The following is a 25,795-nucleotide window of genomic DNA, read 5'->3' on the forward strand; positions in this document are numbered from 1 at the left end:
GCCCGGCGCGGACACCGCCCGGCCCCACCCGGGCCGGCACCGTGCACCGCGCGGGGCGTCAGCCCTGCAACAGGCCGCGCGCGTGGCCGAGGTAGGCCGTCAGGGCCAGGTCGAAGGCGGCGTCCGCGCGGGCGGGGCCGACCGCGGACAGGGCGCGGGCCAGCAGCGGGGTCCGCGCCGACGGCTCCCACATGGCCTCCGGCGCGGCCAGGTCCAGCGCCGAGCCCAGGACCAGGTTCTCCAGGCCGGTCAGCAGCGGCATCACCCGCTGCGTACGGAACCCGGCCGCCAGCAGCAGCCCGACCGCGCGCTCGTAGTGCGCGAGCACCCTCGGGGCCCGCACCGGTGTGGTCATCAGCAGCGGGATGGCCCGGGGGTAGGCGGCGAAGGCCGACCGGTAGGAGCGGGCCCACTCCTCCAGGGCCCGGTCCCAGGGCTCCAGGGCCAGGGCGTCGTCGGTGATCCGCTCGCACACCAGCTCGCGTATCAACTCCACCACCCCGGCCCGGCCGTCCACGTGGTGATACAGCGAACCGGTCTGCACCCCGAGCGCCCGGGCGACCTGCGGAACGCTGAACTCGCCCTGCTGCGCGACCAATTGGAGGGCGGCAGTGGCAATCCGCTCCCGGTCGAGCAGGGGGGTGCGCGGCCGTGCCATCGGTTTCTCCCGCCGTGAGCTCTTCCCGTACGCCAAAACCGGAGGCTACATTGCCGCGAACCGAAAGCCTTTAGGTTTTCGTCTCCCCGCCGCCTGCCGTTCGCAGAAGGGTGCCTCCGCATGCCCGAAACGCCAGCGCCACCAGCAGCCGGACCCGCCCTCCGCCGGGGCACGCTCGGGACCGCCGACATTTCCTTCTTCGTCGTCTCCGCCGCCGCACCGCTCACCGTCATGGCCGGCGTCGCCCCCGTCGCGATCCTCCTCGGCGGCATCGGCGCCCCCGCCGGGTACCTCCTCGCCGGCCTCACCCTCGCCGTCTTCGCCGTCGGCTTCACCACCATGAGCCGCCACGTCCGCAGCGCCGGCGCCTTCTACGCGTACATCACCCGGGGCCTCGGCAAGCGCGTCGGCATCGGCGCCGCCCTCCTCGCCCTGGTCGGCTACAACGGCATGGAGATCGGCGTCTACGGCCTGCTCGGCAGCACCACCGCCGACACCGCGCACGCCCTGTGGGGCCTGGACGTGCCCTGGCTGCCCGTCTCCCTCCTCGGCCTCGGCCTCGTCTGGTACGGCGGCTTCCGCTCCATCGACTTCGGCGCCAAGGTGCTGGGCGTCCTCCTCGTCGCCGAGACCGGGATACTCGTCCTCCTGGCCGCCGGTGTCCTCCTCAAGGGCGGCGCCCACGGACTCTCGGCCGGGTCCTTCGCCCCCGGAGCCGTCCTCGTCCCCGGCACCGCCGCCGTTCTCGCCTTCGCCTTCGCCGCCTTCACCGGCTTCGAGTCGACCGTCATCTACCGCCGCGAGGCCCGCGACCCCGACCGGACCATCCCGCGCGCCACCTACATCGCCGTCGCCTTCCTCGGCCTCTTCTACGCGTTCGTCGTCTGGACGGTCATCCAGGCGTTCGGCGCCGAGGAGGTCGTCGCCGCCGCGGGCGAGGACCCCGGCGGCCTGTTCTTCACCGCCATCACCGCCTACGTCGGCCCCTGGGCGGCCGACCTGATGCACCTGTTCATCGTCACCAGCGTCTTCGCCTCCCTGCTCGCCTTCCACAACGCCATCAACCGCTACGGGCTCGCCCTCGCCGAGGAAGGCGTCCTGCCCGCCGCCCTCGGGCGGATCCATCCCCGCCACGGCTCCCCGTACCGGGCCGGCGCCGCCCAGACCGTCCTCGGAGCCGTCATCGTCCTCGGGTTCGCCCTGGCCGGCGCGGACCCGTACCAGCAACTGCTGCTCTGGGTGAACACCCCCGGAATGATCGGCCTGATGGCGCTGATGCTGCTCGCCGCGCTGGCCGTACCCGTCTACTTCCGCCGCGTCACGCACACCGAGGGCCGCTGGCGGACCGTCGTCGCACCGGTCGCCGCGGCCGTGCTGCTGGCCGTCGCGATCGTCCTGGTCGTCTCCAAGGTCGGCCTGTTCACCATGGCCTCCACCACCGTCGACACCGTCCTCGTCTCCCTCGTCCCCGCCGTCTTCCTCGGCGGCCTCGGCCTCGCCCGCCGGCTCGAGACTCAACGCCCCGAGGTGTACGCGCGGTTCGCCCAGGAACCGCCGGAAGCCGCGGAGCCGTCCGGAGCGGCCTGCGCGACCGCGTCCGGAACCGCCCGAGTACCCCACCAAGGAGATGTCCCGTGCCCGCTGCCGACACCGTCCTCACCGGAGTCCGCGTCCGCACCCTCGACCCCGGCCGCCCCGAAGCCCGCGCGGTAGCCGTCCGGGCGGGCGAGGTCCTCGCGGTCGGCGAGGAGGCCGACGTACGCGACTGGCTCGGCCCGGGCACCGAAGTCGTCGACCTCGGCGGTGCCACCCTCACCCCCGGCCTCACCGATGCCCACAGCCACCCCGTCTGGGGAGTCGAGATGGCCACCGGAACCGACCTTTCCGCCGTCCGGGACCCCGACGGGCTCCGCGCCGCCCTGCGCGCCGCCGAGCGGGGTCCCGGCGGCTGGGTCACCGGTCACGGCCTCGACCACAACGCGTTCGCCGGGCAGCCCGTCGACCGGGAGCTGATCGAGGACGCCCTGGCCGGCGCCCCCGCCTTCCTGCGCCTCTACGACGGCCACTCCGCCCTCGCCAGCGGCGCGGCCCTGCACGCCGCCGGGATCACCGGGCCGCGCCCGTTCGCCCAGCGCTCCGAGATCGTCTGCGACCGGACCGGCCGTCCCACCGGCCACCTCGTCGAGCACGCGGCGATGGAGCTGGTGGCCGCCCTGGTACCCAAACCCTCCACCGCCGAGCGCCGGGCCCGCCTGCTGGCCCTGCTCGCCGACATGGCGGCCACCGGCCTCACCGGAGCCCACGTCATGGACCTCGGGGACGACGTCCCCGGCCTGCTGGCCGCCGTGGAGGAGGCGGCGGACCTGCCGCTCAGGCTGACCCTGGCCCCCTGGTGCATGCCCGGCGCCACCGGGGCGGACCTCGCCGCGCTGATCGCGCTCCAGCACAGGTCCGGCCGCCACTGGCGGGTGGGAGGCGTCAAGTTCTTCATGGACGGCACCGTCGAGGGCGGCACGGCGTGGCTGGAGCACGCCGACTGCCACGGCCGGAGCACGGACGCCTTCTGGCCCGACCCCGAGGCCTACTCCCGCGCCGTACGGATCCTGGACACGGCCGGCGTGCGCACCGCGACCCACGCCATCGGCGACGCGGCGGTCCGGCACGTCCTCGACACCGTGGCCGCCCTGGGCCCGCAGGCCCGGACGCGGCACCGGATCGAGCACATCGAGACCGTTCCCGACGACCAGCTGGAGCGGTTCGCGCAGCTCGGGGTGATCGCGTCGATGCAGCCCCCGCACACCGCGTACACCCGCGCCGACCACACCGACGAGTGGTCCAGGCGCCTCGGCGACGACCGGGCCCGCCGGGCCTGGCGCTGCCGCGACCTGCGCGACGCCGGCGCCGTCCTCGCACTCGGCTCGGACTGGCCCATCGCCCACCACGACGCCCGCCAGGTCCTGGCCACCGCCCGGAGCCCGCTCGGCGCGGCCGCGGCCGGCCCGGGGCTGACGGGGCTGATGGCCCTGGAGGGCATGACCTCGCACGCCGCGCTGGCGGCCGGGGAACAGCGGGTGGGGGGCAGGATCGCCGCCGGTTACCGGGCGGACCTGACGGCCTTCGCACTCGACCCGGTGCGGTGCCCGCCGGACGAGCTGGCAGCGGCCCCGGTCCGGCTCACGATGTCGGGCGGCCGGATCACTTACCGGGAAGGGGAGAGCTCCTAGCGCCGGACCCGGTCGAGCAGCGCGGCCGTCACCGGGTGCGGGTCCGTGGCCCGGGGGCGGCGCGGCAGGCGGTGCGGGAGGGAGCCGTACCAGAGGCCCGAGACCGTGTACCCGAAGGCCAGGCAGAGCATGCCGCCAGCGGCGTCCAGCCAGAAGTGGTTCGCGGTGGCGACGATGACCACCAGGGTCGCCGCCGGGTACAGCAGGCCCAGGAAGCGGGCCCAGGGCGCGGACGCGACCGCGAAGACCGTCAGCCCGCACCACAGCGACCACCCTATGTGCATGGACGGCATCGCAGCGTACTGGTTCGACATGTGCTTGAGGTTCCCCGAGGCCATCGAGCCCCAGGTGTGGTGCACGAGCACCGTGTCGACGAAGTGCTGCCCGTTCATCAGCCGGGGCGGCGCCAGCGGGTAGAAGTAGTACCCGAGCAGGGCCACGCCCGTCGTCGCGAACAGCACGAACCGGGTGGCCGCGTAACGCCCGGGATGGAAGCGGTAGATCCAGACCAGCACGCCGATCGTCACGATGAAGTGGAGCGTGGCGTAGTAGTAGTTCATGCCCACGATCAGCCACGTCACCGAGTTGACGGCGTGGTTGACGCTGTGCTCCACGGCGATGCCCAGCGCGTGCTCGGTGCGCCAGATCCAGTCGGCGTTCGCCAGCGCCGCCGTCTTCTGCTCCGGCACCGCGTTGCGGATCAGCGAGTAGGTCCAGTAGCTGATCGCGATGAGCAGGACCTCGAACCAGATCCTCGGGCGGCGCGGCACCCGCAGGCGGGCGAGGAGAGTGCCCTGGTAGCCCGGGCGGGTCTCCTGCTCGGTCACGGGGGGTGACGAGACGTCCGTCCGGGTTTCCAGTGTCTTCACGCTCGATTCACCCATGGGGAAAGAGTCTGCCAGATGGCTTCCTGCCCACGATCATCCCTCGGGACGGTCTTGGGCGCAGCCGCTCAGCCCTGGGGAGTACGCCGGACCCCTACGAGACCCGCCGCTGCCCGGGACCGGAAGCGGTCGATCCGCGCACCACCAGCTCCGGCAGGAACACGAATTCGCTGTGCGGGGCCGGCGTACCGCCGATCTCCTCCAGCAGCGTGCGGACCGCTGCCTGCCCCATGGCCTGCACCGGCTGCCGGATGGTGGTCAGCGGCGGATCGGTGAACGCTATGAGCGGGGAGTCGTCGAACCCGACCACCGACACGTCCTGCGGCACCCGCAGCCCCTGCTGCCGCGCCGCCCGGATCGCCCCGAGCGCCATCATGTCGCTGGCGCAGACGATCGCCGTGCAGCCGCGGGAGATCAGCGCGGCGGCCGCGGCCTGCCCGCCCTCCAGCGAATACAGGGAGTGCTGGATCAGCTCCTCCGTCTCGGCCCCGCCCAGACCGAGCCGCTCCTTCATGCCGAGCCGGAACCCCTCGATCTTGCGCAGTACGGGCACGAACCGCTTCGGTCCGACCGCCAGGCCGATCCTGGTGTGCCCGAGGGCGCTCAGGTGCGTCACGGCGAGCTGCATCGCGGCCCGGTCGTCGGGGGACACGAACGGGGCCCGCACCTTGTCGGAGAAACCGTTGATCAGTACGAAGGGGACGCCCTGGCCGCGCAGTTGGTCGTAGCGGCCCATGTCCGCGGTGGTGTCCGCGTGCAGCCCCGAGACGAAGATGATCCCGGAGACCCCGCGGTCGACCAGCATCTCCGTCAGCTCGTCCTCGGTGGACCCGCCGGGCGTCTGCGTCGCCAGCACCGGGGTGTACCCCTGCCGCGTCAGCGCCTGGCCGATCACCTGGGCGAGCGCCGGGAAGATGGGGTTGTCCAACTCGGGGGTTATCAGCCCGACCAGGCCCGCGCTGCGCTGGCGCAGCCGTACCGGCCGCTCGTAGCCGAGCACGTCGAGCGCGGCCAGCACGGACTCGCGGGTGCCCGCGGCCACACCGGGCTTGCCGTTGAGCACGCGGCTGACTGTGGCTTCGCTGACCCCCGCCTGGGCTGCGATGTCGGCTAGCCGTGCGGTCACGGGATTGGACTGTACCGGTCGCACGTCACAATGCCCACCACGTGCACGACTCCGGCGGCAGCAGCACCGTGCGCCCGTCCGTCTCCACCGGCGCGCTCGACAGTACGGGCCGTCCGGGCGCGGGCAGTTCGAGCGCGCCGGACCGGCTGTTGAGGGTGCAGGCGAACCCCGGCCGGGTGAACAGCAGCACCCCTTCGGGCGCGGGCAGCCAGGTCAGCCCGCCCGCGTCCGGGGAGCCGAGCCCCGGCAGCGCGCGGCGCAGCTCCAGGGCCGCGCGGTACAGCTCCAGCGTGGAGTGCGGGTCGCCCGTCTGGGCGGCGACGCTCAGCCCCGCCCAGTCGGCCGGCTGCGGCAGCCAGGTACCACCGTCGCCGAAGCCGTACGGGGGCTCCTGGCCGGACCAGGGCAGCGGGATCCGGCAGCCGTCGCGCAGCCCCTCCTGCCCGGCGGAGCGGTGGAACGCCGGGTCCTGGCGCACGGTGTCCGGCAGGTCCACCACCTCCGGCAGGCCGAGCTCCTCGCCCTGGTACACGTACGCCGACCCCGGCAGCGCCAGCATCAGCAGCGCGGCCGCCCGCGCCCGGGCCAGGCTGCCGTAGCGGGTCCGGTGCCGTACGACGTCGTGGTTCGACAGCACCCACGTCGTCGGCGCCCCCACCGAGGCGGTGGCGGCCAGGGACTCGTCGATGACGGTCCGCATCGCCACCGCGTCCCACGGGCAGTTCAGGAAGCGGAAGTTGAAGGCCTGGTGCAGTTCGTCGGGCCGAACGTACAGCGCGAGCCGCTCCGAGGTCGGCGCCCACGCCTCGGCGACCCCGATCCGCGCGCCCTCGTAGGAATCGAGCAGCCGCCGCCACGAGCGGTGGATCTCGTGCACGCCGTCCTGGTCGAAGAACGGCAGCGGCTGCGTGCCGATCAGCGTCGCCTGCGCGCCGTGCCCGATGTCGGGCAGGCCCGCGGCCTTGACCATCCCGTGCGCCACGTCGACCCGGAACCCGTCCACGCCGAGGTCCAGCCAGAACCGGAGGACCGACGCGAACTCCTCGGCGACCTCGGGGTGGTCCCAGTTGAGGTCGGGCTGCTCGGGCGCGAACAGGTGCAGGTACCACTGCCCGTCCGCGACCCGGGTCCAGGCCGGGCCGCCGAAGACGGACTCCCAGTCGTTGGGCGGCAGCGCCCCGCCCGGGCCGCGCCCCGGCCGGAAGTGGTAGCGGGCCCGCGCCGCGGGATCGCCGAGGGCCTCGCGGAACCAGGGGTGCCGGTCCGAGGTGTGGTTCGGCACCACGTCCACGATGACCCGCAGCCCGAGGTCGTGGGCGGCCCGTACGAGGTCGTCGGCGTCGGAGAGGTCGCCGAAGAGGGGGTCGACGGCGCGGTAGTCGGCGACGTCGTAGCCGCCGTCCGCCTGCGGGGAGACGTAGAAGGGGGTCAGCCAGAGGGCGTCGACCCCGAGCCGGGCCAGGTGCGGCAGCCGCTCGCGGACGCCGCGCAGGTCGCCCACGCCGTCGCCGTCGCTGTCGGCGAAGGACCGTACGTACACCTGATAGATGACGGCATCGCGCCACCAGCCGCCGTTCGCGGTCCCGTCGCTGGAAGCGCTTGCAAGCCGGGACGCGGTCAGCTCATGGGTCATATCGGGGTCAACGCGAGCACCCGGCCCCTGGTTGCGGGCCTGACGACTCGAAGGTGGGTCGAACTAACAGCAAGCCGCGGCAACCGTACGGACACACGGATGTAACGATCACCAGCACTTGCAGAAAATTGCCGCAAGGTCTTTCGGTCGGCTTTCAGTCTTGTTACGTTCCTGGCAACTCGGGACCGCGAGGAAGCGGCCGGGATCATCGAAGGAGTTCATATGCGGCGTGGCATAGCGGCCACCGCGCTGGTCGCGACCCTGGCACTCGCGGCGACGGCTTGCGGCGGTGACACCAAGGACAGCAGCGGCGACACCCAGTCCGGCGGCGAGCTCTCCGGGACCGTGACGTGGTGGGACACCTCCAACGACGCGGAGAAGGCCAGCTTCCAGAAGATCGCCGAGGCGTTCACCGCGAAGCACCCGAAGGTGACCGTCAAGTACGTCAACGTGCCGTACGGCGACGCCCAGAACAAGGTCAAGAACGCCTTCAGCAGTGGTTCCGAAGCACCGGACGTGATCCGCGCCGACGTCGGCTGGGTCGCCGACTTCGCCTCGCTCGGCTACCTCGACGAGGTCCCCGCCGACACGGTGAAGAAGGTCGACGCCGAGTTCCTGCCGCAGGCCGCGGCCAGCGGCAAGTACGAGGGCAAGACGTACGCCGTTCCCCAGGTCATCGACACGCTCGGCCTCTTCTACAACAAGAAGATGCTCGCCGACGCCGGCGTCGAGCCCCCCAAGACGCTGGAGGAGGTCAAGACGGCCGCCGCCGCCATCAAGGCGAAGACCGGCAAGGCCGGCCTGTACCTGCGCGGCGACGACTCCTACTGGTTCCTCCCGCTGATCTACGGCGAGGGCGGCGACCTGGTCGACGCGAAGACCAAGACGGTCACCGTCGACAACCCGGCGGGCGTCAAGGCCTTCAAGACGGCCCGCGACCTGGTCACCTCCGGCGCGGCGATCACCAACGCCACCGACGGCTGGACCAACATGCAGACCGCCTTCAAGTCGGGCGAAGCCGCCATGATGATCAACGGTCCGTGGGCCGTCGCCGACACCTACGCCGGCGACCAGTTCAAGGACAAGGCCAACCTCGGCGTCGCGCCCGTCCCGGCCGGCTCCGTGAAGGCCGGCTCCCCGCAGGGCGGCCACGACCTCGCCGTCTACGCCGGCTCCAAGAACCGCGCCGCCTCGCACGCCTTCGTCGAGTACATGACCTCGCAGGAGGTGCAGGTCCAGTCCGCCAAGGAGCTGAGCCTGCTGCCGACCCGCACGGCCGCCTACGAGCAGCCGGACGTCAAGTCCAGCGAGATGGTCCAGTTCTTCAAGCCCGCCGTGGACAAGGCCGTCGAGCGCGCCTGGATCCCCGAGAACGGCTCGCTCTTCGAGCCCCTCAAGGTCGAGTACACCAAGGCCATCACCGGCGCGGCGACCCCCGAGGACGCGGCGAAGGCGGCCGGCGCCGAGTTCCGCAAGATCCTCAAGGGCTGGAAGTAGACGAGAAGATGGCTGCTCACACCAGCCAGTCGGTGGCGACGGCCGCGGACGACGGGGGCACGGACGCCCTCGCCGTCCGCGGCCGGAGCCGCAGGACTGACGACCGCGGGGGAGCGAGGCGCGCCCTCGCCACCCACTGGTACGCCTGGGCCATGGTCGCCCCGGTGGTGCTCGTGCTCGGCGTGATCATCGGCTGGCCGCTCGTCCGGGGCGTCTACCTGTCGCTGACCGACGCCAACGAACGCAACGTCGCCCGCACCATCGGCGCCAACCACATCGAGGCGACGTACCGGTTCGTCGGCCTCGACAACTACGCGGACGTCCTCGCCGACCCGGTGTTCCTGCAACGGCTGGTGTGGACCGTCACCTGGACCGTCCTGTGCGTGTCGATCACCTTCGGGCTCGGACTGGCCCTCGCCACCATGCTCAACCGCCAGTTCCGCGGCCGGGCCGCCTACCGCATGGCGCTCATCCTGCCCTGGGCCGTCCCCGGCTTCGTGTCCGTCTTCGCCTGGCGGTTCCTCTTCAACCGCGACAGCGGCATCCTCAACAAGCTGCTCGACGGCGGCGGGATCTCCGCGGTCCCCTGGCTCGACGACCCGACCTGGGCCAAGGTCTCCGTCATCGCCGTCAACGTCTGGCTCGGCATCCCCTTCATGATGGTCGCCCTGCTCGGCGGACTGCAGTCCATCCCCGGCGAGCTGTACGAGGCCGCCGAGATGGACGGGGCCACCCCGTGGCAGCGGTTCCGGCACATCACGCTGCCCGGACTGCGCGCGGTGAGCATGACCGTGATCCTGCTCTCCACCATCTGGACCTTCAACATGTTCCCGGTGATCTTCCTGCTGACCCGGGGCGGACCCGGCGACTCCACCGAGATCCTCGTGACCCAGGCCTTCCGCGAGGCCTTCGTGGCCAGCCCGCGCGACTTCGCCGGCTCCGCCACCTGGGGCGTGCTGATCCTCGCCCTGCTCATGATCTTCGCGCTGGTCTACCGGCGCTCGCTGCGCAAGCAGGGAGAGGTGTGGTGACCGTGACGACGGCCGACGTTCCCGTACGCAAGGGCGGCGAGCGCTCCGGTCCCGTGCGCAAGCCGGGCGAGCGCTCCGGTCCGGTACGCAAGCGGGGCGAGCGCTCCCCGCTCGCCTCCGCCGGACTGCACCTCACCCTGATCGTCGCCTCCGTGATCGCCGTCTTCCCGGTGCTGTGGGTCCTGCTGACCTCCATCAAGCCCGCGAAGTACGCCATCTCCACGGACTTCGTGAAGGAACCCACTTTCGACAACTACCGCCACCTGGTGGAGTCGACCTCCTTCTTCACCTGGTTCGGCAACTCCGTCCTCGTAGCCGGCATCACCACGGTCCTCGGCGTGTTCATCGCCGCCACCACCGGATACGCGGTCAGCCGGTTCAAGTTCCCCGGCATGAAGCCGCTGATGTGGACCCTGCTCATCACGCAGATGTTCCCGATGGCCATCCTCATCGTCCCGCTGTACAACCTCATGGGACAGCTCGGACTGCTCAACCAGCCCATCGGCCTGATTATCACCTACCTCACCATCGCCGTGCCGTTCTGCGCGTGGATGATGAAGGGCTTCTTCGACACCATCCCGGTCGAGATCGACGAGTCCGGCCGCGTCGACGGACTCAACCCCTTCGGCACCTTCTGGCGCCTCATCCTGCCCCTCGCCAAGCCCGGCCTCGCGGTCACCGGCTTCTACGCCTTCATCACGGCCTGGGGCGAAGTCGCGTACGCCTCCGCGTTCATGGTCGGTGACGAGCACCTCACCCTCGCCGGGGGCCTGCAGACCTTCGTCACCCAGTACACCTCCAACTGGGGAGCGATGAGCGCCGCTTCCGTCCTCATCGCCATCCCCGCGGCGTTCTTCTTCCTCTTCGCCCAGCGTCACCTCGTCGCCGGTATGACAGCGGGCGCGACCAAGGGCTGACCACCCTGCCCGCTTCCCCGTTCCGGCCCGACCTCTCCAAGGACACCATGACCCAGCACCTCGCCGACGCACTCCCCGCCACGACCGCCACGCGGCCCGGCTGGTGGAGAGAAGCGGTGATCTACCAGGTCTATCCGCGCAGCTTCGCCGACTCCAACGGGGACGGCATGGGGGACCTCGAAGGCGTCCGCAGCCGGCTGCCCTACCTCAAGGAACTGGGCGTCGACGCCGTCTGGCTCAGCCCCTTCTACGCCTCCCCGCAGGCCGACGCCGGCTACGACGTCGCCGACTACCGGGCCATCGACCCCATGTTCGGCACCCTGCACGACGCCGACGCGGTGATCCGCGAAGCCCACGCCCTCGGCCTGCGCATCATCGTCGACCTCGTCCCCAACCACTGCTCCGACCAGCACGAATGGTTCAAGCAGGCGCTGCGCGAGGGGCCGGGCAGCCCGCTGCGCGAACGCTTCCACTTCCGCGCGGGCCGGGGTGCGGACGGCTCACTGCCGCCGAACGACTGGGAGTCGATCTTCGGCGGCCCGGCCTGGACCCGGGTGGCCGACGGGCAGTGGTACCTGCACCTGTTCGCGCCCGAGCAGCCCGACTTCAACTGGGACCACCCCGCCGTCCAGGACGAGTTCCGCTCCATCCTGCGGTTCTGGCTCGACCTCGGCACCGACGGCTTCCGCATCGACGTCGCGCACGGCCTCGTCAAGGCCCCCGGCCTGCCCGACCTCGGCCGCGACGAACAGCTCAAGCTGCTCGGCAACCAGGTGCTGCCGTTCTTCGACCAGGACGGCGTCCACGAGATCTACCGCTCCTGGCGCAAGGTGCTCGACGAGTACGCGGGCGACCGCATCGGCGTCGCCGAGGCCTGGACCCCGAGCGCGGACCGCACCGCTCTCTACCTGCGCCCCGACGAGCTGCACCAGGCCTTCAACTTCCACTACCTGAACACCGGCTGGGACTCGGACGCGCTGCGCGCCGCCATCGACGACTCGCTCGACGCGATGCGGCCGGTGGGGGCGCCGACGACGTGGGTGCTGTCGAACCACGACGTCGTACGGCACCGGACCCGCTACGGCAGCCTGGCCCGGGCGCGGGCGGCCGCGCTGCTGATGCTGGCGCTGCCGGGGTCGGCGTACGTGTACCAGGGCGAGGAGCTCGGCCTGCCGGAGGTGGTGGACCTGCCGGACGCCGTGCGCCAGGACCCGTCCTTCTTCAAGGAGAACGGCCAGGACGGGCTCCGCGACGGCTGCCGCGTGCCGATCCCGTGGTCCGGGACCGAGGCCCCGTACGGCTTCGGGGAGGGTGGCAGCTGGCTGCCGCAGCCGGCCGAGTGGGCGGGGCTGAGCGTCGAGGCGCAGACCGGTGACCCCGGTTCCACGCTGGAGCTGTACCGGGCGGCGCTGCGGATCCGCCGCGAGCGGGCCGAGCTCGGGGCGGGCGACGCGGTGGAGTGGCTGGAGGCGCCGGCCGGCGTACTGGCCTTCCGGCGGGGCGCCTTCGTCTGCACGGTCAACACGACGGCCGAGGCCGTACGGACGCCGGTGGCGGGCCGGGTACTGCTGGCCAGCGCGGAGCTGGCCGATCCGGGCGTCCTCCCCGCTGACAGCGCGGTGTGGTGGCTGGGGTGAGTTCCCCGCTGCGGCTGACGGACATCGCCGCGCAGGCCCGGGTCAGCGAGGCGACCGTCAGCCGGGTGCTCAACGGCAAGGCGGGCGTGGCGGCCGGCACCCGGCACCGGGTGCTGGCCGCCATGGACCTGCTGGGCTACGAGCGGCCGGTGCGGCTCAAGCGGCGCAGCAACGGCCTGGTGGGGCTGCTGATCCCGGAGCTCACCAATCCCATCTTCCCGGCGTTCGCGCAGGTCATCGAGCAGGCGCTGGCGGGGCACGGGTACACCCCGGTGCTGTGCACGCAGACGCCGGGCGGGGCCACCGAGGACGAACTGGTGGAGCAGCTGGAGGAGCGGGGGGTCACCGGGATCGTCTTCCTGTCCGGCCTGCACGCGGACGCGTCCGCCGATCCGGCGCGCTACCAGCGGCTCGCGGCGCGGGGGGTGCCGTTCGTACTGATCAACGGGTTCAACGAGGCGGTGAACGCCCCGTTCATCTCCCCGGACGACCGGGCGGCGGCGGACATGGCCGTGCGGCACCTGGAGGACCTGGGCCACCGCCGGATCGGGCTGGCCATCGGGCCGACGCGGTACGTGCCGTCGGCGCGCAAGGAGCAGGGGTTCGTGGCGGCGGTCCCGGGGGCGGAAGCCGAGGGGCTGATCCAGCGCACCCTGTTCACGGTCGAGGGCGGCCACGCGGCGGGCGGGGCCCTGCTGGACCGGGGGTGCACCGGGATCGTCTGCGGGAGCGACCCGATGGCGCTGGGGGTGATCCGGGCGGTGCGCGAGCGGGGGCTGCGGGTGCCGGAGGACGTGTCGGTGGTCGGCTTCGACGACTCGCCGCTGATCGCCTTCACGGACCCGCCGCTGACGACGGTCCGCCAGCCGGTCCGCGCGATGGCGACGGCGGCGGTCGGAGCCCTCCTGGAGGCGGTGGCGGGCACCCCGGTCCAGCGCACGGAGTACGTGTTCCAGCCGGAGCTGGTGGTCCGCGGGTCGACGGGGCAGGGGCCGGGGGAGTAGGGGGCTGCGCGCGGGCGGACTGGTGGCAGGGTGGGGTACGGAGCCCGCGCGGCTGGTGGCAGCGTGGGGTACGGGGTTCCCGTGCGGGCCCGCTTCTTCCCCTGCGCGGCGCCCGGGCGGGGCGGCGGCTGCCCGCCCGCCGGCTGTCCGGGGGCGGTGTCCCCTTGGGGGGGTCGGTGAGGTGCTGGGGGTTTCCCGTCAGTCCACTGTCCTTTCGTGTCGGTCCGGCCCGTCAAGGGCGCTCCTTCGTCGCGTCGCTTCGCGATGGCCTCCGGCCACCCTTGACTGTCCGTCCCGCCCCGAAAAGCCAAAGACTGCCGGGAAGCCCCCGAAGAACGGCCGGGCCGTTCGGGCTCACAATCCAGCCCCGCCGGCGATGGAAGCGGGGACTCTGGGGCGGAGCCTCAGGGAGCTCCGAGCGCAGCGAGGGGGCCCGCCTACGGCGCCGCAGATCGCTACGCGCTTCTGCGGGACGGCGTCCGCGGGCCGTTATTTCAGCCTTGCCGGAGCTCCCCGGCAGGACCGGGCGCCGCCTGACACTGCAGCCTCGCCGGCGTTTGAGGCGCGGGGCCTGGGGCGGAGTCCCAGGGAGCCCCGAGCGCAGCGAGGGGGTCAACCTACGGCGCCGCGGCCGGCCATGGGCTGAGTTCCCGGTCGTGCGGTCGGCGCGGATCATGACCACCGTGCCCCGAAGGTGCAGAGCCCCCAGGGCCACGTTCCGCTCAGCGGGTGTCGGTGCGCCTTTCGAGGCGGGTGCCCTGGCGAAGGGTGATCGACATCAGGTCGCTGGGGGCGTCCAGCTCCAGGCGGTGCCAGCGACCGCGGGGGACGATCACGGCCGTACCCGCCCGCAGCCGCACCACGTCCTCGGCGGCACCGGTCCCGGCGGGACGGAAGTAGAGGCGGACACCGCCGGTCAGGCAGCACACCGCCTCCTCCGCCTCCGGGTGCATCTCCCAGTGGTCGGCGTGCACGTCGGCGTCGGTCTCCGCGTGGAACGTCGCGATCTGCCAGGCTCCGCCGTCGCTGCTCGTCATCCGCCGCTCGGCAGCACGGACATCGCCGTCGGGGTGGATGTGGAGCGCCGAGGCGAACAGGTCGATGGCTGAGACGGGTGTCGTCGTCATGACGGCGTTCCTTCCAGTCGGGTCGGCGCGGGTGAGGTGTCGCGGTCCGGGGGCGGGCAGCACGCCGATCGCCACGACGGCCGCGAGCACGAAGAGGGCGGCGGCGACCGGCGCCAGGGCCAGTCCGACGCCGATGCCGAACTGGGCGGTGGCGGCTGCCGCCGACACGGCGGCAGGGCGCCCGGGTACGTTTTTATACACGTAAGGAAAGTAACCCCAGGGAAGGGCCGCTGTCGACACCTGGGGGATGATGGGGGGCATGCCGCAACCGCCCGCACCGCGCAAAGCCCTCGGCCGGCCTCCCCGCATCTCCCGCCAGGAGGTCGTCGACACGGCCCGCCGGGTCGTGGACGCGGAAGGCGTGGGCCGGCTGACGATGCGACGGCTGGCCACGGAGATCGGCAGCACGCCGATGGCGCTCTACCACCACGTCCGCAACAAGGAAGAACTGCTCGTCCTGCTGCTGGACGACTACGCGGCGCGGACGCTGCACCGACCCGAACTGCCCGTCGAGCCCCGGGAGCGGATCGTCGTCGCCGCCGCAGCGATCCACGAGGCGCTCGCCGCCTGCCCCTGGATCGTGGAGGTGCTGACCGCCGACGACTTGATGTCCGCGTCCGCCCTGTGGTTCGTCGAGCAGATCGTCGACGGCCTGGTCGAATGCGGCCTGCGCCCCGAACGGGCCGTGCACGGCTACCGCGCGATCTGGTACTACACCGCCGGCGAGATCGTGGTCCGGGCGACGGCGGCCCGGCGGCGCGCGGACGATGACCGGCTCACCTACCGGGAGCGGGTCTTCGCCGATCTCGACCCGGCCGAACTGCCCCGATTGGCGCAGGTCGCGGACCACTGGGCGCCGCTCACCGCCGAAGACACCTACCTCGATGGGCTCCGAGCCCTGGTGGACGGCCTTGTCGCCGCTCGTTGACGGGGGTTCGCAGCCGACGGCGTGCGGCCGGCTGCGGAACTCGCACCGGAAGCGCCCCAGCCGGCGGCTGCGGCCGGCTGGGGCGCTGAGCCCTCTGATCAGGCCGGGGTGGGGGAGCCGAGGAGGGCCGAGGCGGCTTCGAGGGGGGTGAGGGAGGGGGCCGGGCGGAGGGGGGTGAGGGTGCGGCAGGTGAAGCCGAGGGCCGTCATGGCCCGGGTCACCTCGCCGGAGCTGAAGTCGCGGCGGTCCTGGCGGGTGACGACCTCGCCCACCTGCTTCACGGGGTACTGGCGGCGCCCGATGATCACGGACTCACCGGTGACCGGTTCGGGCTTGACGCCCTTCATCGCCTCCAGCACTCCGCTCTTGGTGAGCTCGAAGGGGAAACGGGCGATGACGCAGCGCATGAGACCTCACAGAGGGGTGGGAGGGAACTGTCGGGAGGGCTGTGAGCGGTTCTACGCTGCTGCGCCGAAGGGCCGGCGGCGGCCGCGCCGGGCGGCGCCGCCGCGGGAGGTGCGGGCGGCCGGGGGCGCCGTGATGGTGACCGGGACGCCGGACGGGGCCTGCGCGCCGGTGATGCGGTTCAGCTCCGCCTCGCCCGAGCGGACCTGGGTGGTCTGCGGGGTGATCCCGGCGGCGGCCATCAGGCGCGCCATGTCGCGGCGCTGGTTCGGGGTGACGAGGGTGACGACGCTGCCGGACTCGCCGGCACGGGCGGTGCGGCCGCCGCGGTGGAGGTAGTCCTTCGGATCGGTCGGCGGGTCCACGTTGACGACGAGGTCGAGGTTGTCGACGTGGATGCCGCGGGCCGCGACGTTCGTCGCCACCAGCACGGTGACGTGCCCGGTCTTGAACTGCGCGAGGGTGCGGGTGCGTTGCGGCTGGGACTTGCCGCCGTGCAGCGCCGCGGCGCGCACGCCGCTGTTCAGCAGGTCCTGCGTGAGCCGGTCCACCGCGTGCTTGGTGTCCAGGAACATGATCACGCGCCCGTCGCGGGCGGCGATCTCGGTCGTGGTGGCCTGCTTGTCGGTGCCGTGGACGTGGAGCACGTGGTGCTCCATCGTGGTGACCGCGCCGGCCGAGGGGTCCACGGAGTGCACGACGGGGTCGGTCAGGTAGCGGCGGACCAGGAGGTCGACGTTGCGGTCCAGGGTCGCGGAGAACAGCATCCGCTGGCCCTCCGGGCGCACCTGGTCGAGCAGGGCCGTGACCTGGGGCATGAAGCCCATGTCGGCCATCTGGTCGGCCTCGTCGAGCACGGTGACGGCGACCTGGTTCAGGCGGCAGTCACCGCGGTCGATGAGGTCCTTGAGGCGCCCGGGAGTGGCTACGACGACTTCGACGCCGCCGCGCAGCGCGCTCGCCTGCTTGCCGATCGACATTCCGCCGACGACCGTGGCCAGCCGCAGTTTCAGCGAGCGGGCGTAGGGCGTGAGCGCGTCGGTGACCTGCTGCGCCAGTTCGCGGGTGGGCACGAGGACCAGCGCGAGCGGCTGGCGCGGTTCCGCGCGCTGTCCCGCCGTGCGGGCCAGCATGGCGAGGCCGAAGGCCAGGGTCTTGCCCGAGCCGGTGCGGCCGCGGCCCAACACGTCGCGCCCGGCGAGGGTGTTGGGGAGCGTCGCGCCCTGGATCGGGAACGGTACGCAGACGCCCTCGGCGCCGAGGGCGGCCAGCAGCTGCTCCGGCATGTCGAGATCGGCGAAGGCCTCGACGGCGGGCAGTGCCGGGGTGTGGGTGACGGGCAGGGCGAACTCACCCTGGAGGGCGGCCGGGCGGCGGCCGTAACCGCCCGGGCGGCCCGCGCCGCCGGAGCGGCTGGGAGCGGGGGAGCCGAAACGGCTGCCGCGACCGGCGAAGCCGCCGGTCGTGCGGGGGGCGCGGGAAGAGCGGTCGTTCGTGCGTGTGCGGTTCATGCTGAACCTTCCTCGATACGGGACGGCACGCGTCGAGGAAATTCAGCGGCGGAATAGTCGCGCGAATTCACAGGAACGAGCCGATTGAATGCGAACGGCAGTGGGGGCATCGAATGCCGGCCGAAATGCCGTGGTGTGTGCGCCGTAATGGATGCCGCGCGGGCGGCCGCCATTCGGGCGGGAAATCCGGGGAGAGCAGGGCACCCGGTGCGTGCTCGCGCGGGCCGTGGGAGGCGGGCGGAGACGGGGGGTAACGCAACGAGCTGGGGCCCGCACCCCAAGGTGCGGGCCCCAGCTGCGTGGTGATGCGTCAGCGTCAGGCGGTGACGATGTTCTCGGCGGTCGGGCCCTTCTGGCCCTGCGCGATGTCGAAGGTCACCTTCTGGCCTTCCTGGAGCTCGCGGAAGCCCTGGGAGGCGATGTTCGAGTAGTGGGCGAACACGTCAGGACCGCCACCCTCCTGCTCGATGAAACCGAAACCCTTTTCGGCGTTGAACCACTTCACGGTGCCATTAGCCATGTTGAATCTCCTTTGGGGCACAGCCCAGAGTCCGCACTGTGCGGATCTCGAGTCGCCGATGATCGCCCGCCCGGAAATTTCCGGCACACAGAAGCCTTCCGCCGGATTTTTCGTCCGGCGGGTGGGGCTGAAAGTTTGGGAACCACAACTGCAACTGAAATCACAGTAGCACGGTATCGCCGGGCAGGCGGCGGAAAAACGTCCGGGTACGCCCGAAGGGGGGAAATGCTCATCGGGTCCGCTCCGCAATTCTGTGCTTGCCGCGACAGGTATGAGGAAAATGCGAGGGCGATTTCCCCGGATATCCGGGACCGCGGGGGCCGGGGCGGTGGCGCGCCGGGCGGAGCGGCGCCCCGGGGCGGTGGGCCGGGGCGTGGGGGGCCGGGCGGGGCGCGCGGCCGGGCGCCCCGGGGGCGACACCTGCGGGAAACATTTCTGCAATCTCTTGCGCAAGGTCTTGCAGCTGCTCCGTCCGGCACCTACGGTCGCTGCAATCCCCGCCTGTTCAACGCCCGTCCCCGCCTGTTCCGAGCCTCTTCCGCCAGGAGGAACCCCCCCATGCCGCCGATCCCGCGCGCCCCCGGAGCCCTGCTCGCCGCCGCCGTCCTCGCCGTCGCCTGCGTCACCGCACAGGCGGCCCCCGCCGCGGCCGCCGCGCCCGGGGCCAAGGACGTCACCGCCGTGCTGTTCGAGTGGCGCTTCGACTCCGTCGCCAAGGCCTGCCGGGAGAGCCTGGGGCCCGCCGGGTACGGGTACGTGCAGGTCTCGCCGCCGCAGGAGCACATCCAGGGGCCGCAGTGGTGGACCTCGTACCAGCCCGTCAGCTACAAGATCGCCGGGCGGCTCGGTGACCGGGCCGCCTTCAAGGCCATGGTCGACGCCTGTCACGCCGCCGGGGTGAAGGTCGTCGCCGACTCCGTCATCAACCACATGGCCGCCGCCGACGGGGTCGGAACCGGCGGCACTTCGTACACGAAGTACGGCTACCCCGGCCTGTACTCCGGCTCCGACATGGACGACTGCCGGGCGACGGTCTCCGACTACCGGGACCGGGCCAACGCCCAGAACTGCGAGCTCGTGCAGCTCGCGGACCTGGACACCGGCGAGGAGTACGTGCGGGGGCGGATCGCCGGGTACCTCAACGACCTGCTCTCCCTCGGGGTCGACGGGTTCCGCATCGACGCCGCCAAGCACATGCCCGCCGCCGATCTCGCGAACATAAAGTCCCGGCTGACGGACCCGAACGCCTACTGGAAGCAGGAGGCGATCTACGGCGCCGGCGAGGCGGTCTCGCCCACCGAGTACCTCGGCAACGGCGACGTCCAGGAGTTCCGCTACGCCCGCGACCTCAAGCGGGTGTTCGAGAGCGAGAACCTGGCGTACCTCAAGAACTTCGGCGAGGCGTGGGGCTACCTGCCCGCCGGGCAGGCGGCCGTCTTCGTCGACAACCACGACACCGAGCGCGGCGGCGACACCCTCAACTACAAGTACGGCTCCGACTACGCCCTCGCCAACGTGTTCATGCTGGCCTGGCCCTACGGCTCGCCCGACGTCCACTCCGGTTACGAGTGGACCGACAAGGACGCCGGTCCGCCGAACGGCGGTGCGGTGAACGCCTGTTACGCCGACGGCTGGAAGTGCCAGCACGCCTGGCGGGAGATCTCCTCCATGGTCGCCTTCCGCAACGCGGCGCGCGGCCAGGCGGTGACCGACTGGTGGGACAACGGGGGCGACCAGATCGCCTTCGGGCGCGGGGCGAAGGCGTACGTCGCGATCAACCACGAGGCCTCGTCCCTGACCCGGACCTTCCAGACCTCCCTGCCGGCCGGCGCCTACTGCGACGTGCAGAGCGGCCGGACGGTCACCGTCGGCTCGTCGGGCCAGTTCACCGCCACCCTCGCGGCCGGCACCGCGCTCGCCCTGCACACCGGCGCCCGAACCTGCTCCGTGTCTTCCGCCCCGGCCGCCGCCGGGGCCTCGTTCGCCGTCACCGCCACCACCGTCCCCGGCGAGAACACCTACGTCACCGGCGACCAGGCGGCCCTCGGCAACTGGAACACCGGCGGCGCCCTCAAGCTCGACCCGGCGGCCTACCCCGTCTGGAAGCTCGACGTCACGCTCCCGGCCGGGACCGCCTTCGCGTACAAGTACCTCCGCAAGGACGCGTCCGGGAACGTCACCTGGGAGAGCGGTGCCAACCGCACCGCCACCGTGCCCGCCGACGGCAAGGTCACGCTGACCGACGCCTGGCGCGGCTGACCTTCCGCCGTCCCCTCCGAGGAGATCCGCAGTGATACGCCCCGTCGTCGCAGGAGTGCTCGCGGCCGCCCTGGCCGTGACGTTCCTGCCAGCCCTTCCGGCTGCGGCCGCCGCCAAGGCGCCACCGCCCCCGCCCCCGGACGCGAAGCTCGCGGCCGAGCCCGCCCGCCACGACCTGACCCGGGAGCAGTTCTACTTCGTCCTCCCCGACCGGTTCGCGAACGGCGACCCGCGCAACGACCGGGGCGGGCTGACCGGCAGCCGGCTGGAGACCGGTCTGGACCCGACGGACAAGGGCTTCTACCAGGGCGGTGACCTCAAGGGGCTGACGGACCGGCTCGACTACATCAAGGGGCTCGGCACCACGGCCATCTGGATGGCGCCGATCTTCAAGAACCAGCCGGTGCAAGGGACGGGGAACGACGCTTCGGCCGGCTACCACGGCTACTGGATCACCGACTTCACGCAGGTGGACCCGCACTTCGGGACCAACGCCGACCTGGAGCGCCTGATCGACAAGGCGCACAGGAAGGGGATGAAGGTCTTCTTCGACGTCATCACCAATCACACCGCCGATGTCGTGGACTACCGGGAGGGCTCCCACGGCTACCTGTCGAAGGGCGCCTTCCCCTACCTGACCAAGGACGGGGTGCCCTTCGACGACGCGGACTACGCCGACGGGAAGCGGAGGTTCCCCGCGACCGGACCCGGCTCCTTCCCCCGCACCCCCTTCGTCCCCGAGGCGAAGAAGAACCTGAAGTCCCCGGCCTGGCTCAACGATCCGGCGATGTACCACAACCGCGGCGACTCGACCTTCGCGGGCGAATCCGCCGAACAGGGCGACTTCTCCGGCCTGGACGACCTGTGGACCGAGCGTCCCGAGGTCGTCAGCGGCATGGAGAAGATCTACGAGAAGTGGGTCTCGGACTTCGCCGTCGACGGCTTCCGCATCGACACCGTCAAACACGTCGACACCCCGTTCTGGACCCAGTGGGCGACCGCCCTCGACGCGTACGCGGCCCGCCGCGGCCGGAAGAACTTCTTCATGTTCGGGGAGGTGTACTCCGCCGACACCGCCGTCACCTCCCCGTACGTGACCCGCGGCCGGCTCGACGCCACCCTCGACTTCCCGCTCCAGGACGCGATCCGGGCCTACGCCTCGCAGGGCGCGGGGGCCGGGCGGCTGGCCTCCGTGTTCGGTGCCGACTACCGGTACACCACCGACAAGGCCAACGCCTACGAGCAGGTGACCTTCCTCGGCAACCACGACATGGGCCGCTTCGGCGCCTTCCTCAAGCAGGACCGGCCGGGGGCCGGGGAGCAGGAGCTGCTCGCGCGCTACCGGCTCGCCAACGAGCTGATGTTCCTCTCCCGCGGCAACCCGGTGGTCTACTCCGGCGACGAGCAGGGCTTCACCGGCTCCGGCGGCGACAAGGACGCCCGCCAGCCGCTGTTCGCCACCCGCGTCGCCGACTACCTGGACGACGACCAGCTCGGCACCGCCCGTACCCACGCGAGCGATGCTTACGATCCGGAGCACCCCCTCTACAAGGAGATCAGTGCTCTCTCGAAGCTGACGAAGGACCACCCGGCCCTGCGCGACGGCGTCCAGAGCGAGCGTTTCTCCGACGGCTCCGTCTACGCCTTCGCCCGTACGGACGCCCGCAGCCGCACCGAGTACCTGGTGGCCGCCAACAACGGCGACCAGCCCCGCACGGTCACGCTCGACGCCCCCGCGGGCGCCCTGTACCGCACCCTGTACGGCGGCGCCGCCACCCCGCGCGCCGACGCCGCCGGGAAGCTCACCGTCACCGTCCCGGCCCTCGGCTCCGTGGTCCTCCAGGGCGCCACCCCGCTCGCCGCCCCCACCACCCGCCCCGCGCTCACCCTCAAGGCCCCGGCGGCGGCCACCGGTACCGTCGAGCTCACCGCCGACGTCACCGGCGCCGGCGCCGGCCAGGGCCGGGTCGTCTTCGCCGCCCAGAGCGGCACCGGCCCCTGGCGGGTCCTCGGCTCCGCCGACCACGCCCCGTACAAGGTCACCCAGAACGTCACCGCAGCCGCCGGCACGCCCCTGCGCTACAAGGCCGTCGTCATCGACGCCGCCGGGCACACCGCGAGCGCCCTCGCCGCCTCCACCGCCGGCCAGGCCCCGCCCGTCGAGCTCCCGACCGCCACGCAGCGCGAGTACGCCGTCGTCCACTACCACCGTCCCGACGGCGACTACACCGACTGGCGGCTGTACGCCTGGGGCGACCTCGCGGACGGCGAGGCCACTCCCTGGCCCGCCGGGCACGGCTTCACCGGCCGTGACGCGTACGGCGCCTTCGCCTACGTCCGCCTCAAGCCCGGCGCGTCCTCGCTCGGCTACCTCGTCATCGACAAGGACGGAACCAAGGACGTCAGCGCGGACCGCACCCTCGACGTGACCACGTCCGGCGAAATCTGGCTGGAGCAGGGCCAGGAGGCCGCCCGCACCGACCGCCCCGCCTACCCGCCGCAGGACACCGCCAAAGCCGTCCTGCACTACCAGCGCCCCGACGGCGCCTACGACGACTGGGGCCTGCACGTCTGGACCGGCGCAGCCACCCCGACCGACTGGACCAAGCCGCTCCGGCCCGTCCGCACCGACTCCTACGGCGCGGTCTACGAGGTCCCCCTCGCCGCCGGCGCCACCAGCCTGAGCTACATCCTGCACAAGGGCGACGAGAAGGACCTCCCCACCGACCAGTCCCTGGACCTGCGGGCCACCGGCCACGAGGTGTGGATGCTGGGCGGCCGGGAGAAGTACCTGCTGCCGCAGCCCGCCGGATCGGCCGCCGCCGTGGACCTCACCAAGGCCGCCGCCGTCTGGATCGACCGCGACACCGTCGCCTGGAACGCCCCGGAGGCGGCCGCCTCCGTACAGCTCCTCGCCTCCCGCGAGGGCGCCGTCACCGCCGACAACGGCGTCCTGCGCGAGGCCGGCGCGCAGTGGCTGCGGCTGAACCGCTCCCGGCTCACCGCCGCCCAGCAGCAGAAGTTCCCGCACCTGGCCTCGTACGCCGCCTACACCGTCGACCCCCGCGACCGGGACCGTGTCCGCGCCGCCCTGCGCGGCCAGCTCGTCGCGAGCGCCCGGGCCGCGAACGGCGCCGTGCTGGCCGCGACCGGAGTGCAGCTCGCCGGAGTCCTGGACGACCTGTACGCCAACGACACCCCGCTCGGCCCCGTCTTCAAGGACGGCCGCCCCACCCTGTCGGTGTGGGCGCCCACCGCCCAGCAGGTCTCCCTCGAACTCGACGGCCGTGACGTCGCCATGCGCCGCGACGACACCACCGGCGTCTGGTCGGTGCGCGGCGAGCGGAACTGGACGGGCAAGCGCTACCGGTACGCCGTCACGGTCTGGGCCCCCACCGTCCGCCAGGTGGTGCGCAACCTGGTCACCGACCCGTATTCCACCGCCCTGACCACCGATTCGACCCACAGCCTGGTGGCGGACCTCGCCGACCCCGGGCTGGCGCCGCCCGGCTGGCGCGAGCTGCGCAAGCCCGCGCCCGTCCCCTTCACCTCCGCGCAGATCCAGGAACTCCACATCCGGGACTTCTCCGTCGCGGACCGCACCTCCGCCCACCCCGGCCAGTACCTCGCCTTCACCGACACGGCCTCGGCCGGCATGCGGCACCTGCGCGAGCTGGCCGCCGCGGGCACCTCCTACGTGCACCTCCTGCCCTCCTTCGACATCGCCACCATCCCGGAGAAGCCGTCCGACCGCACCGAACCGGCCTGCGACCTCAAGGTCTACGCCCCGGACTCGGAACAGCAGCAGGCGTGCGTGGCGGCCGCGGCCGCGAAGGACGCCTACAACTGGGGTTACGACCCGCTGCACTACACCGTGCCCGAGGGCTCGTACGCCAGTGACCCGAACGGCACCGCCCGCACCGTCGAGTTCCGCCGCATGGTGCAGTCGCTGAACGGCGCCGGGCTGCGCACCGTCATGGACGTGGTCTACAACCACACGGCGGCGGCCGGGCAGTCGGACAAGTCCGTCCTGGACCGCATCGTCCCGGGCTACTACCAGCGGCTGCTCGCCGACGGCAGCGTCGCCACCTCCAGCTGCTGCGCCAACACGGCCCCCGAGAACGCGATGATGGGCCGGCTCGTCGTGGACTCGGTCGTCACCTGGGCCAAGCAGTACAAGGTCGACGGCTTCCGCTTCGACCTGATGGGCCACCACCCGAAGGCCGGCATCCTCGCCGTGCGCGCCGCCCTCGACGCCCTGACCGTCGAGAAGGACGGCGTGGACGGCAAGCGGATCGTCCTCTACGGGGAGGGCTGGAACTTCGGCGAGGTCGCCGACGACGCCCGCTTCGTCCAGGCCACGCAGCGGAACATGGCCGGTACCGGGATCGCCACCTTCTCCGACCGCTCCCGCGACGCGGTCCGCGGCGGCGGCCCCTTCGACGAGGACCCGCGGGTACAGGGCTTCGCCTCCGGCCTGTTCACCGACCCGAACCCGGCTGCCGCGAACGGGAACCCGGAGCAGCAGCGGGCCCGGCTGCTGCACGACCAGGACCTGATCAAGGTGGGGCTGACCGGCAACCTGGCCTCGTACGCCTTCACCGACACCGCCGGCCGCCGGATCAAGGGCTCCGAGCTGGACTACAACGGCGCCCCGGCCGGGTACGCGGCCGCCCCCGGCGACGCCCTCGCGTACGCGGACGCCCACGACAACGAATCGCTGGCCGACGCCCTGACGTACAAGCTGCCCGCCGGGACACCGGCCGCGGACCGGGCCCGGATGCAGGTCCTGGCCCTGGCCGTGGCCACCCTCTCGCAGGGCCCGTCGTTGTCCCAGGCCGGGACGGACCTGCTCCGCTCGAAGTCGCTGGACCGCAACTCCTTCGACAGCGGCGACTGGTTCAACGCGATCCACTGGGACTGCCACGACGGCAACGGCTTCGGCCGGGGCCTGCCGCCCGCCGCCGACAACCGCGCCAAGTGGCCCTACGCGAAGCCCCTGCTGACCACCCCGGCCCCCGGCTGCACGGAGATCGCCGGTGCCTCGGCCGCCTACCGCGACCTGCTGCGCATCCGTACGACGGAACCCGCCTTCGCCCTCACCACGGCCGAGGCGGTCCAGGCGGGCGTGGCGTTCCCGCTGTCGGGGACGGCCGAGACGCCCGGGGTGATCACGATGACCGCGGGGGACCTGGTGGTGGTCTTCAACGCCACCCCCACCGCGCAGTCCCAGCGCCTGGCGTCCCTCGCGGGCACGCCCTACGCCCTCCACCCGGTACAGGCGGCGGGCGCCGACAACACGGTCAAGCAGGCGGCGTACGACACCGCGACGGGCGAATTCCGCACTCCGTCCCGCACGGTCGCGGTCTTCGAGCGAGCCCGTTCCTGACGGACGGTCCGTACCTCCGCGGCGGTGCCGGCCATGGTCCGGCAC

Annotated in this window: 18 protein-coding genes; 10 read left to right on the top strand and 8 right to left on the bottom strand. The window is 72.2% G+C overall.

Translation table 11 applies throughout. From position 1 onward, the window contains the following. Positions 1-58: 58 nt before the first annotated feature. Positions 59-658 (bottom strand): TetR/AcrR family transcriptional regulator, encoded by a 600-nt coding sequence (locus tag ACWGH1_RS22245; protein WP_453354938.1) that lies wholly within the window; start codon positions 656-658, stop codon positions 59-61. 120 nt (positions 659-778) lie between these two features. Between ACWGH1_RS22245 and ACWGH1_RS22250 the strand changes: the two genes are divergently transcribed. Together ACWGH1_RS22250 and ACWGH1_RS22255 are read left to right on the top strand one after the other, a co-directional pair. Beyond that, a complete protein-coding gene (locus ACWGH1_RS22250; RefSeq protein ID WP_453354937.1) occupies positions 779-2,371 on the top strand; it encodes an APC family permease in 1,593 nt (530 codons plus the stop codon). After that, the gene (locus tag ACWGH1_RS22255) at positions 2,293-3,882 is read left to right on the top strand and encodes an amidohydrolase (protein WP_453408943.1); all 1,590 of its coding nucleotides are present in this window, start codon (positions 2,293-2,295) and stop codon (positions 3,880-3,882) included. Before ACWGH1_RS22250 ends, ACWGH1_RS22255 begins: the two co-directional genes overlap by 79 nt. Here ACWGH1_RS22255 and ACWGH1_RS22260 read toward each other — a convergent pair. The 3 genes from ACWGH1_RS22260 to ACWGH1_RS22270 form a co-directional block, all read right to left on the bottom strand. Further along, positions 3,879-4,766 (bottom strand): phosphatase PAP2 family protein, encoded by an 888-nt coding sequence (locus tag ACWGH1_RS22260; protein ID WP_453354935.1) that lies wholly within the window; start codon positions 4,764-4,766, stop codon positions 3,879-3,881. The two genes, ACWGH1_RS22255 and ACWGH1_RS22260, sit on opposite strands and share 4 nt — an antisense overlap. A gap of 94 nt (positions 4,767-4,860) precedes the next feature. After that, on the bottom strand, positions 4,861-5,892 hold the full coding sequence (locus tag ACWGH1_RS22265) for a LacI family DNA-binding transcriptional regulator (protein ID WP_453354934.1): 1,032 nt from the start codon (positions 5,890-5,892) through the stop codon (positions 4,861-4,863). Between the two features lie 25 nt (positions 5,893-5,917). After that, entirely contained in the window at positions 5,918-7,525 is a 1,608-nt protein-coding gene (locus tag ACWGH1_RS22270; RefSeq protein WP_453408944.1) for a glycoside hydrolase family 13 protein, read from the bottom strand. A gap of 222 nt (positions 7,526-7,747) precedes the next feature. On the opposite strand from ACWGH1_RS22270, the gene ACWGH1_RS22275 reads away from it, so the two are divergent. The 5 genes from ACWGH1_RS22275 to ACWGH1_RS22295 are packed head-to-tail and all read left to right on the top strand — an operon-like array spanning position 7,748 to position 13,611. Continuing rightward, complete coding sequence (locus tag ACWGH1_RS22275) at positions 7,748-9,022, top strand: extracellular solute-binding protein (protein ID WP_453408945.1); 1,275 nt, start codon at positions 7,748-7,750, stop codon at positions 9,020-9,022. An 8-nt stretch (positions 9,023-9,030) separates the two neighbouring features. Next, entirely contained in the window at positions 9,031-10,053 is a 1,023-nt protein-coding gene (locus ACWGH1_RS22280; protein WP_453408946.1) for a carbohydrate ABC transporter permease, read from the top strand. Between the two features lie 53 nt (positions 10,054-10,106). Next, positions 10,107-10,970, top strand: coding sequence for a sugar ABC transporter permease (locus ACWGH1_RS22285; RefSeq protein WP_453356741.1), 864 nt, complete (start codon positions 10,107-10,109; stop codon positions 10,968-10,970). A gap of 47 nt (positions 10,971-11,017) precedes the next feature. Next, positions 11,018-12,607: a glycoside hydrolase family 13 protein gene (locus ACWGH1_RS22290; protein WP_453356738.1), complete on the top strand. Its 1,590-nt coding sequence runs from the start codon at positions 11,018-11,020 to the stop codon at positions 12,605-12,607. Beyond that, positions 12,595-13,611: a LacI family DNA-binding transcriptional regulator gene (locus ACWGH1_RS22295; RefSeq protein ID WP_453408947.1), complete on the top strand. Its 1,017-nt coding sequence runs from the start codon at positions 12,595-12,597 to the stop codon at positions 13,609-13,611. Before ACWGH1_RS22290 ends, ACWGH1_RS22295 begins: the two co-directional genes overlap by 13 nt. Before the next feature lie 722 nt (positions 13,612-14,333). Here ACWGH1_RS22295 and ACWGH1_RS22300 read toward each other — a convergent pair. After that, positions 14,334-14,738: a cupin domain-containing protein gene (locus tag ACWGH1_RS22300; RefSeq protein ID WP_453408950.1), complete on the bottom strand. Its 405-nt coding sequence runs from the start codon at positions 14,736-14,738 to the stop codon at positions 14,334-14,336. 259 nt (positions 14,739-14,997) lie between these two features. On the opposite strand from ACWGH1_RS22300, the gene ACWGH1_RS22305 reads away from it, so the two are divergent. Further along, positions 14,998-15,666: a TetR/AcrR family transcriptional regulator gene (locus tag ACWGH1_RS22305; protein WP_453408948.1), complete on the top strand. Its 669-nt coding sequence runs from the start codon at positions 14,998-15,000 to the stop codon at positions 15,664-15,666. 98 nt (positions 15,667-15,764) lie between these two features. On the opposite strand, the gene ACWGH1_RS22310 is transcribed toward ACWGH1_RS22305, so the two are convergent. The 3 genes from ACWGH1_RS22310 to ACWGH1_RS22320 all read right to left on the bottom strand — a co-directional run bounded on the left by ACWGH1_RS22310 (position 15,765) and on the right by ACWGH1_RS22320 (position 18,102). Continuing rightward, positions 15,765-16,073 (bottom strand): SCO5918 family protein, encoded by a 309-nt coding sequence (locus tag ACWGH1_RS22310; RefSeq protein ID WP_453357507.1) that lies wholly within the window; start codon positions 16,071-16,073, stop codon positions 15,765-15,767. Between the two features lie 51 nt (positions 16,074-16,124). Then, positions 16,125-17,582: a DEAD/DEAH box helicase gene (locus ACWGH1_RS22315; RefSeq protein WP_453357506.1), complete on the bottom strand. Its 1,458-nt coding sequence runs from the start codon at positions 17,580-17,582 to the stop codon at positions 16,125-16,127. Between the two features lie 316 nt (positions 17,583-17,898). Further along, positions 17,899-18,102 (bottom strand): cold-shock protein, encoded by a 204-nt coding sequence (locus tag ACWGH1_RS22320; RefSeq protein WP_453354687.1) that lies wholly within the window; start codon positions 18,100-18,102, stop codon positions 17,899-17,901. A gap of 558 nt (positions 18,103-18,660) precedes the next feature. Between ACWGH1_RS22320 and ACWGH1_RS22325 the strand changes: the two genes are divergently transcribed. Next, a complete protein-coding gene (locus tag ACWGH1_RS22325; protein WP_453354686.1) occupies positions 18,661-20,361 on the top strand; it encodes a carbohydrate-binding module family 20 domain-containing protein in 1,701 nt (566 codons plus the stop codon). A gap of 31 nt (positions 20,362-20,392) precedes the next feature. Continuing rightward, on the top strand, positions 20,393-25,750 hold the full coding sequence (gene pulA / locus ACWGH1_RS22330) for a pullulanase-type alpha-1,6-glucosidase (RefSeq protein WP_453354685.1): 5,358 nt from the start codon (positions 20,393-20,395) through the stop codon (positions 25,748-25,750). Positions 25,751-25,795: the final 45 nt, after the last annotated feature.

The organism is Streptomyces sp. NPDC054883 (assembly GCF_053610645.1).

What these genes read in the sequence shown, in the direction of transcription:
- ACWGH1_RS22280 (WP_453408946.1), top strand. Translation starts at nt 9,031, where the DNA reads ATGGCTGCTCACACCAGCCAGTCGGTGGCGACGGCCGCGGACGACGGG.
- ACWGH1_RS22325 (WP_453354686.1), top strand. Translation starts at nt 18,661, where the DNA reads ATGCCGCCGATCCCGCGCGCCCCCGGAGCCCTGCTCGCCGCCGCCGTC.
- ACWGH1_RS22245 (WP_453354938.1), bottom strand. Translation starts at nt 658, where the DNA reads ATGGCACGGCCGCGCACCCCCCTGCTCGACCGGGAGCGGATTGCCACT.
- ACWGH1_RS22250 (WP_453354937.1), top strand. Translation starts at nt 779, where the DNA reads ATGCCCGAAACGCCAGCGCCACCAGCAGCCGGACCCGCCCTCCGCCGG.
- ACWGH1_RS22300 (WP_453408950.1), bottom strand. Translation starts at nt 14,738, where the DNA reads ATGACGACGACACCCGTCTCAGCCATCGACCTGTTCGCCTCGGCGCTC.
- ACWGH1_RS22275 (WP_453408945.1), top strand. Translation starts at nt 7,748, where the DNA reads ATGCGGCGTGGCATAGCGGCCACCGCGCTGGTCGCGACCCTGGCACTC.
- ACWGH1_RS22320 (WP_453354687.1), bottom strand. Translation starts at nt 18,102, where the DNA reads ATGGCTAATGGCACCGTGAAGTGGTTCAACGCCGAAAAGGGTTTCGGT.
- ACWGH1_RS22270 (WP_453408944.1), bottom strand. Translation starts at nt 7,525, where the DNA reads ATGACCCATGAGCTGACCGCGTCCCGGCTTGCAAGCGCTTCCAGCGAC.
- ACWGH1_RS22310 (WP_453357507.1), bottom strand. Translation starts at nt 16,073, where the DNA reads ATGCGCTGCGTCATCGCCCGTTTCCCCTTCGAGCTCACCAAGAGCGGA.
- ACWGH1_RS22290 (WP_453356738.1), top strand. Translation starts at nt 11,018, where the DNA reads ATGACCCAGCACCTCGCCGACGCACTCCCCGCCACGACCGCCACGCGG.
- ACWGH1_RS22305 (WP_453408948.1), top strand. Translation starts at nt 14,998, where the DNA reads ATGCCGCAACCGCCCGCACCGCGCAAAGCCCTCGGCCGGCCTCCCCGC.
- ACWGH1_RS22315 (WP_453357506.1), bottom strand. Translation starts at nt 17,582, where the DNA reads ATGAACCGCACACGCACGAACGACCGCTCTTCCCGCGCCCCCCGCACG.
- ACWGH1_RS22260 (WP_453354935.1), bottom strand. Translation starts at nt 4,766, where the DNA reads ATGGGTGAATCGAGCGTGAAGACACTGGAAACCCGGACGGACGTCTCG.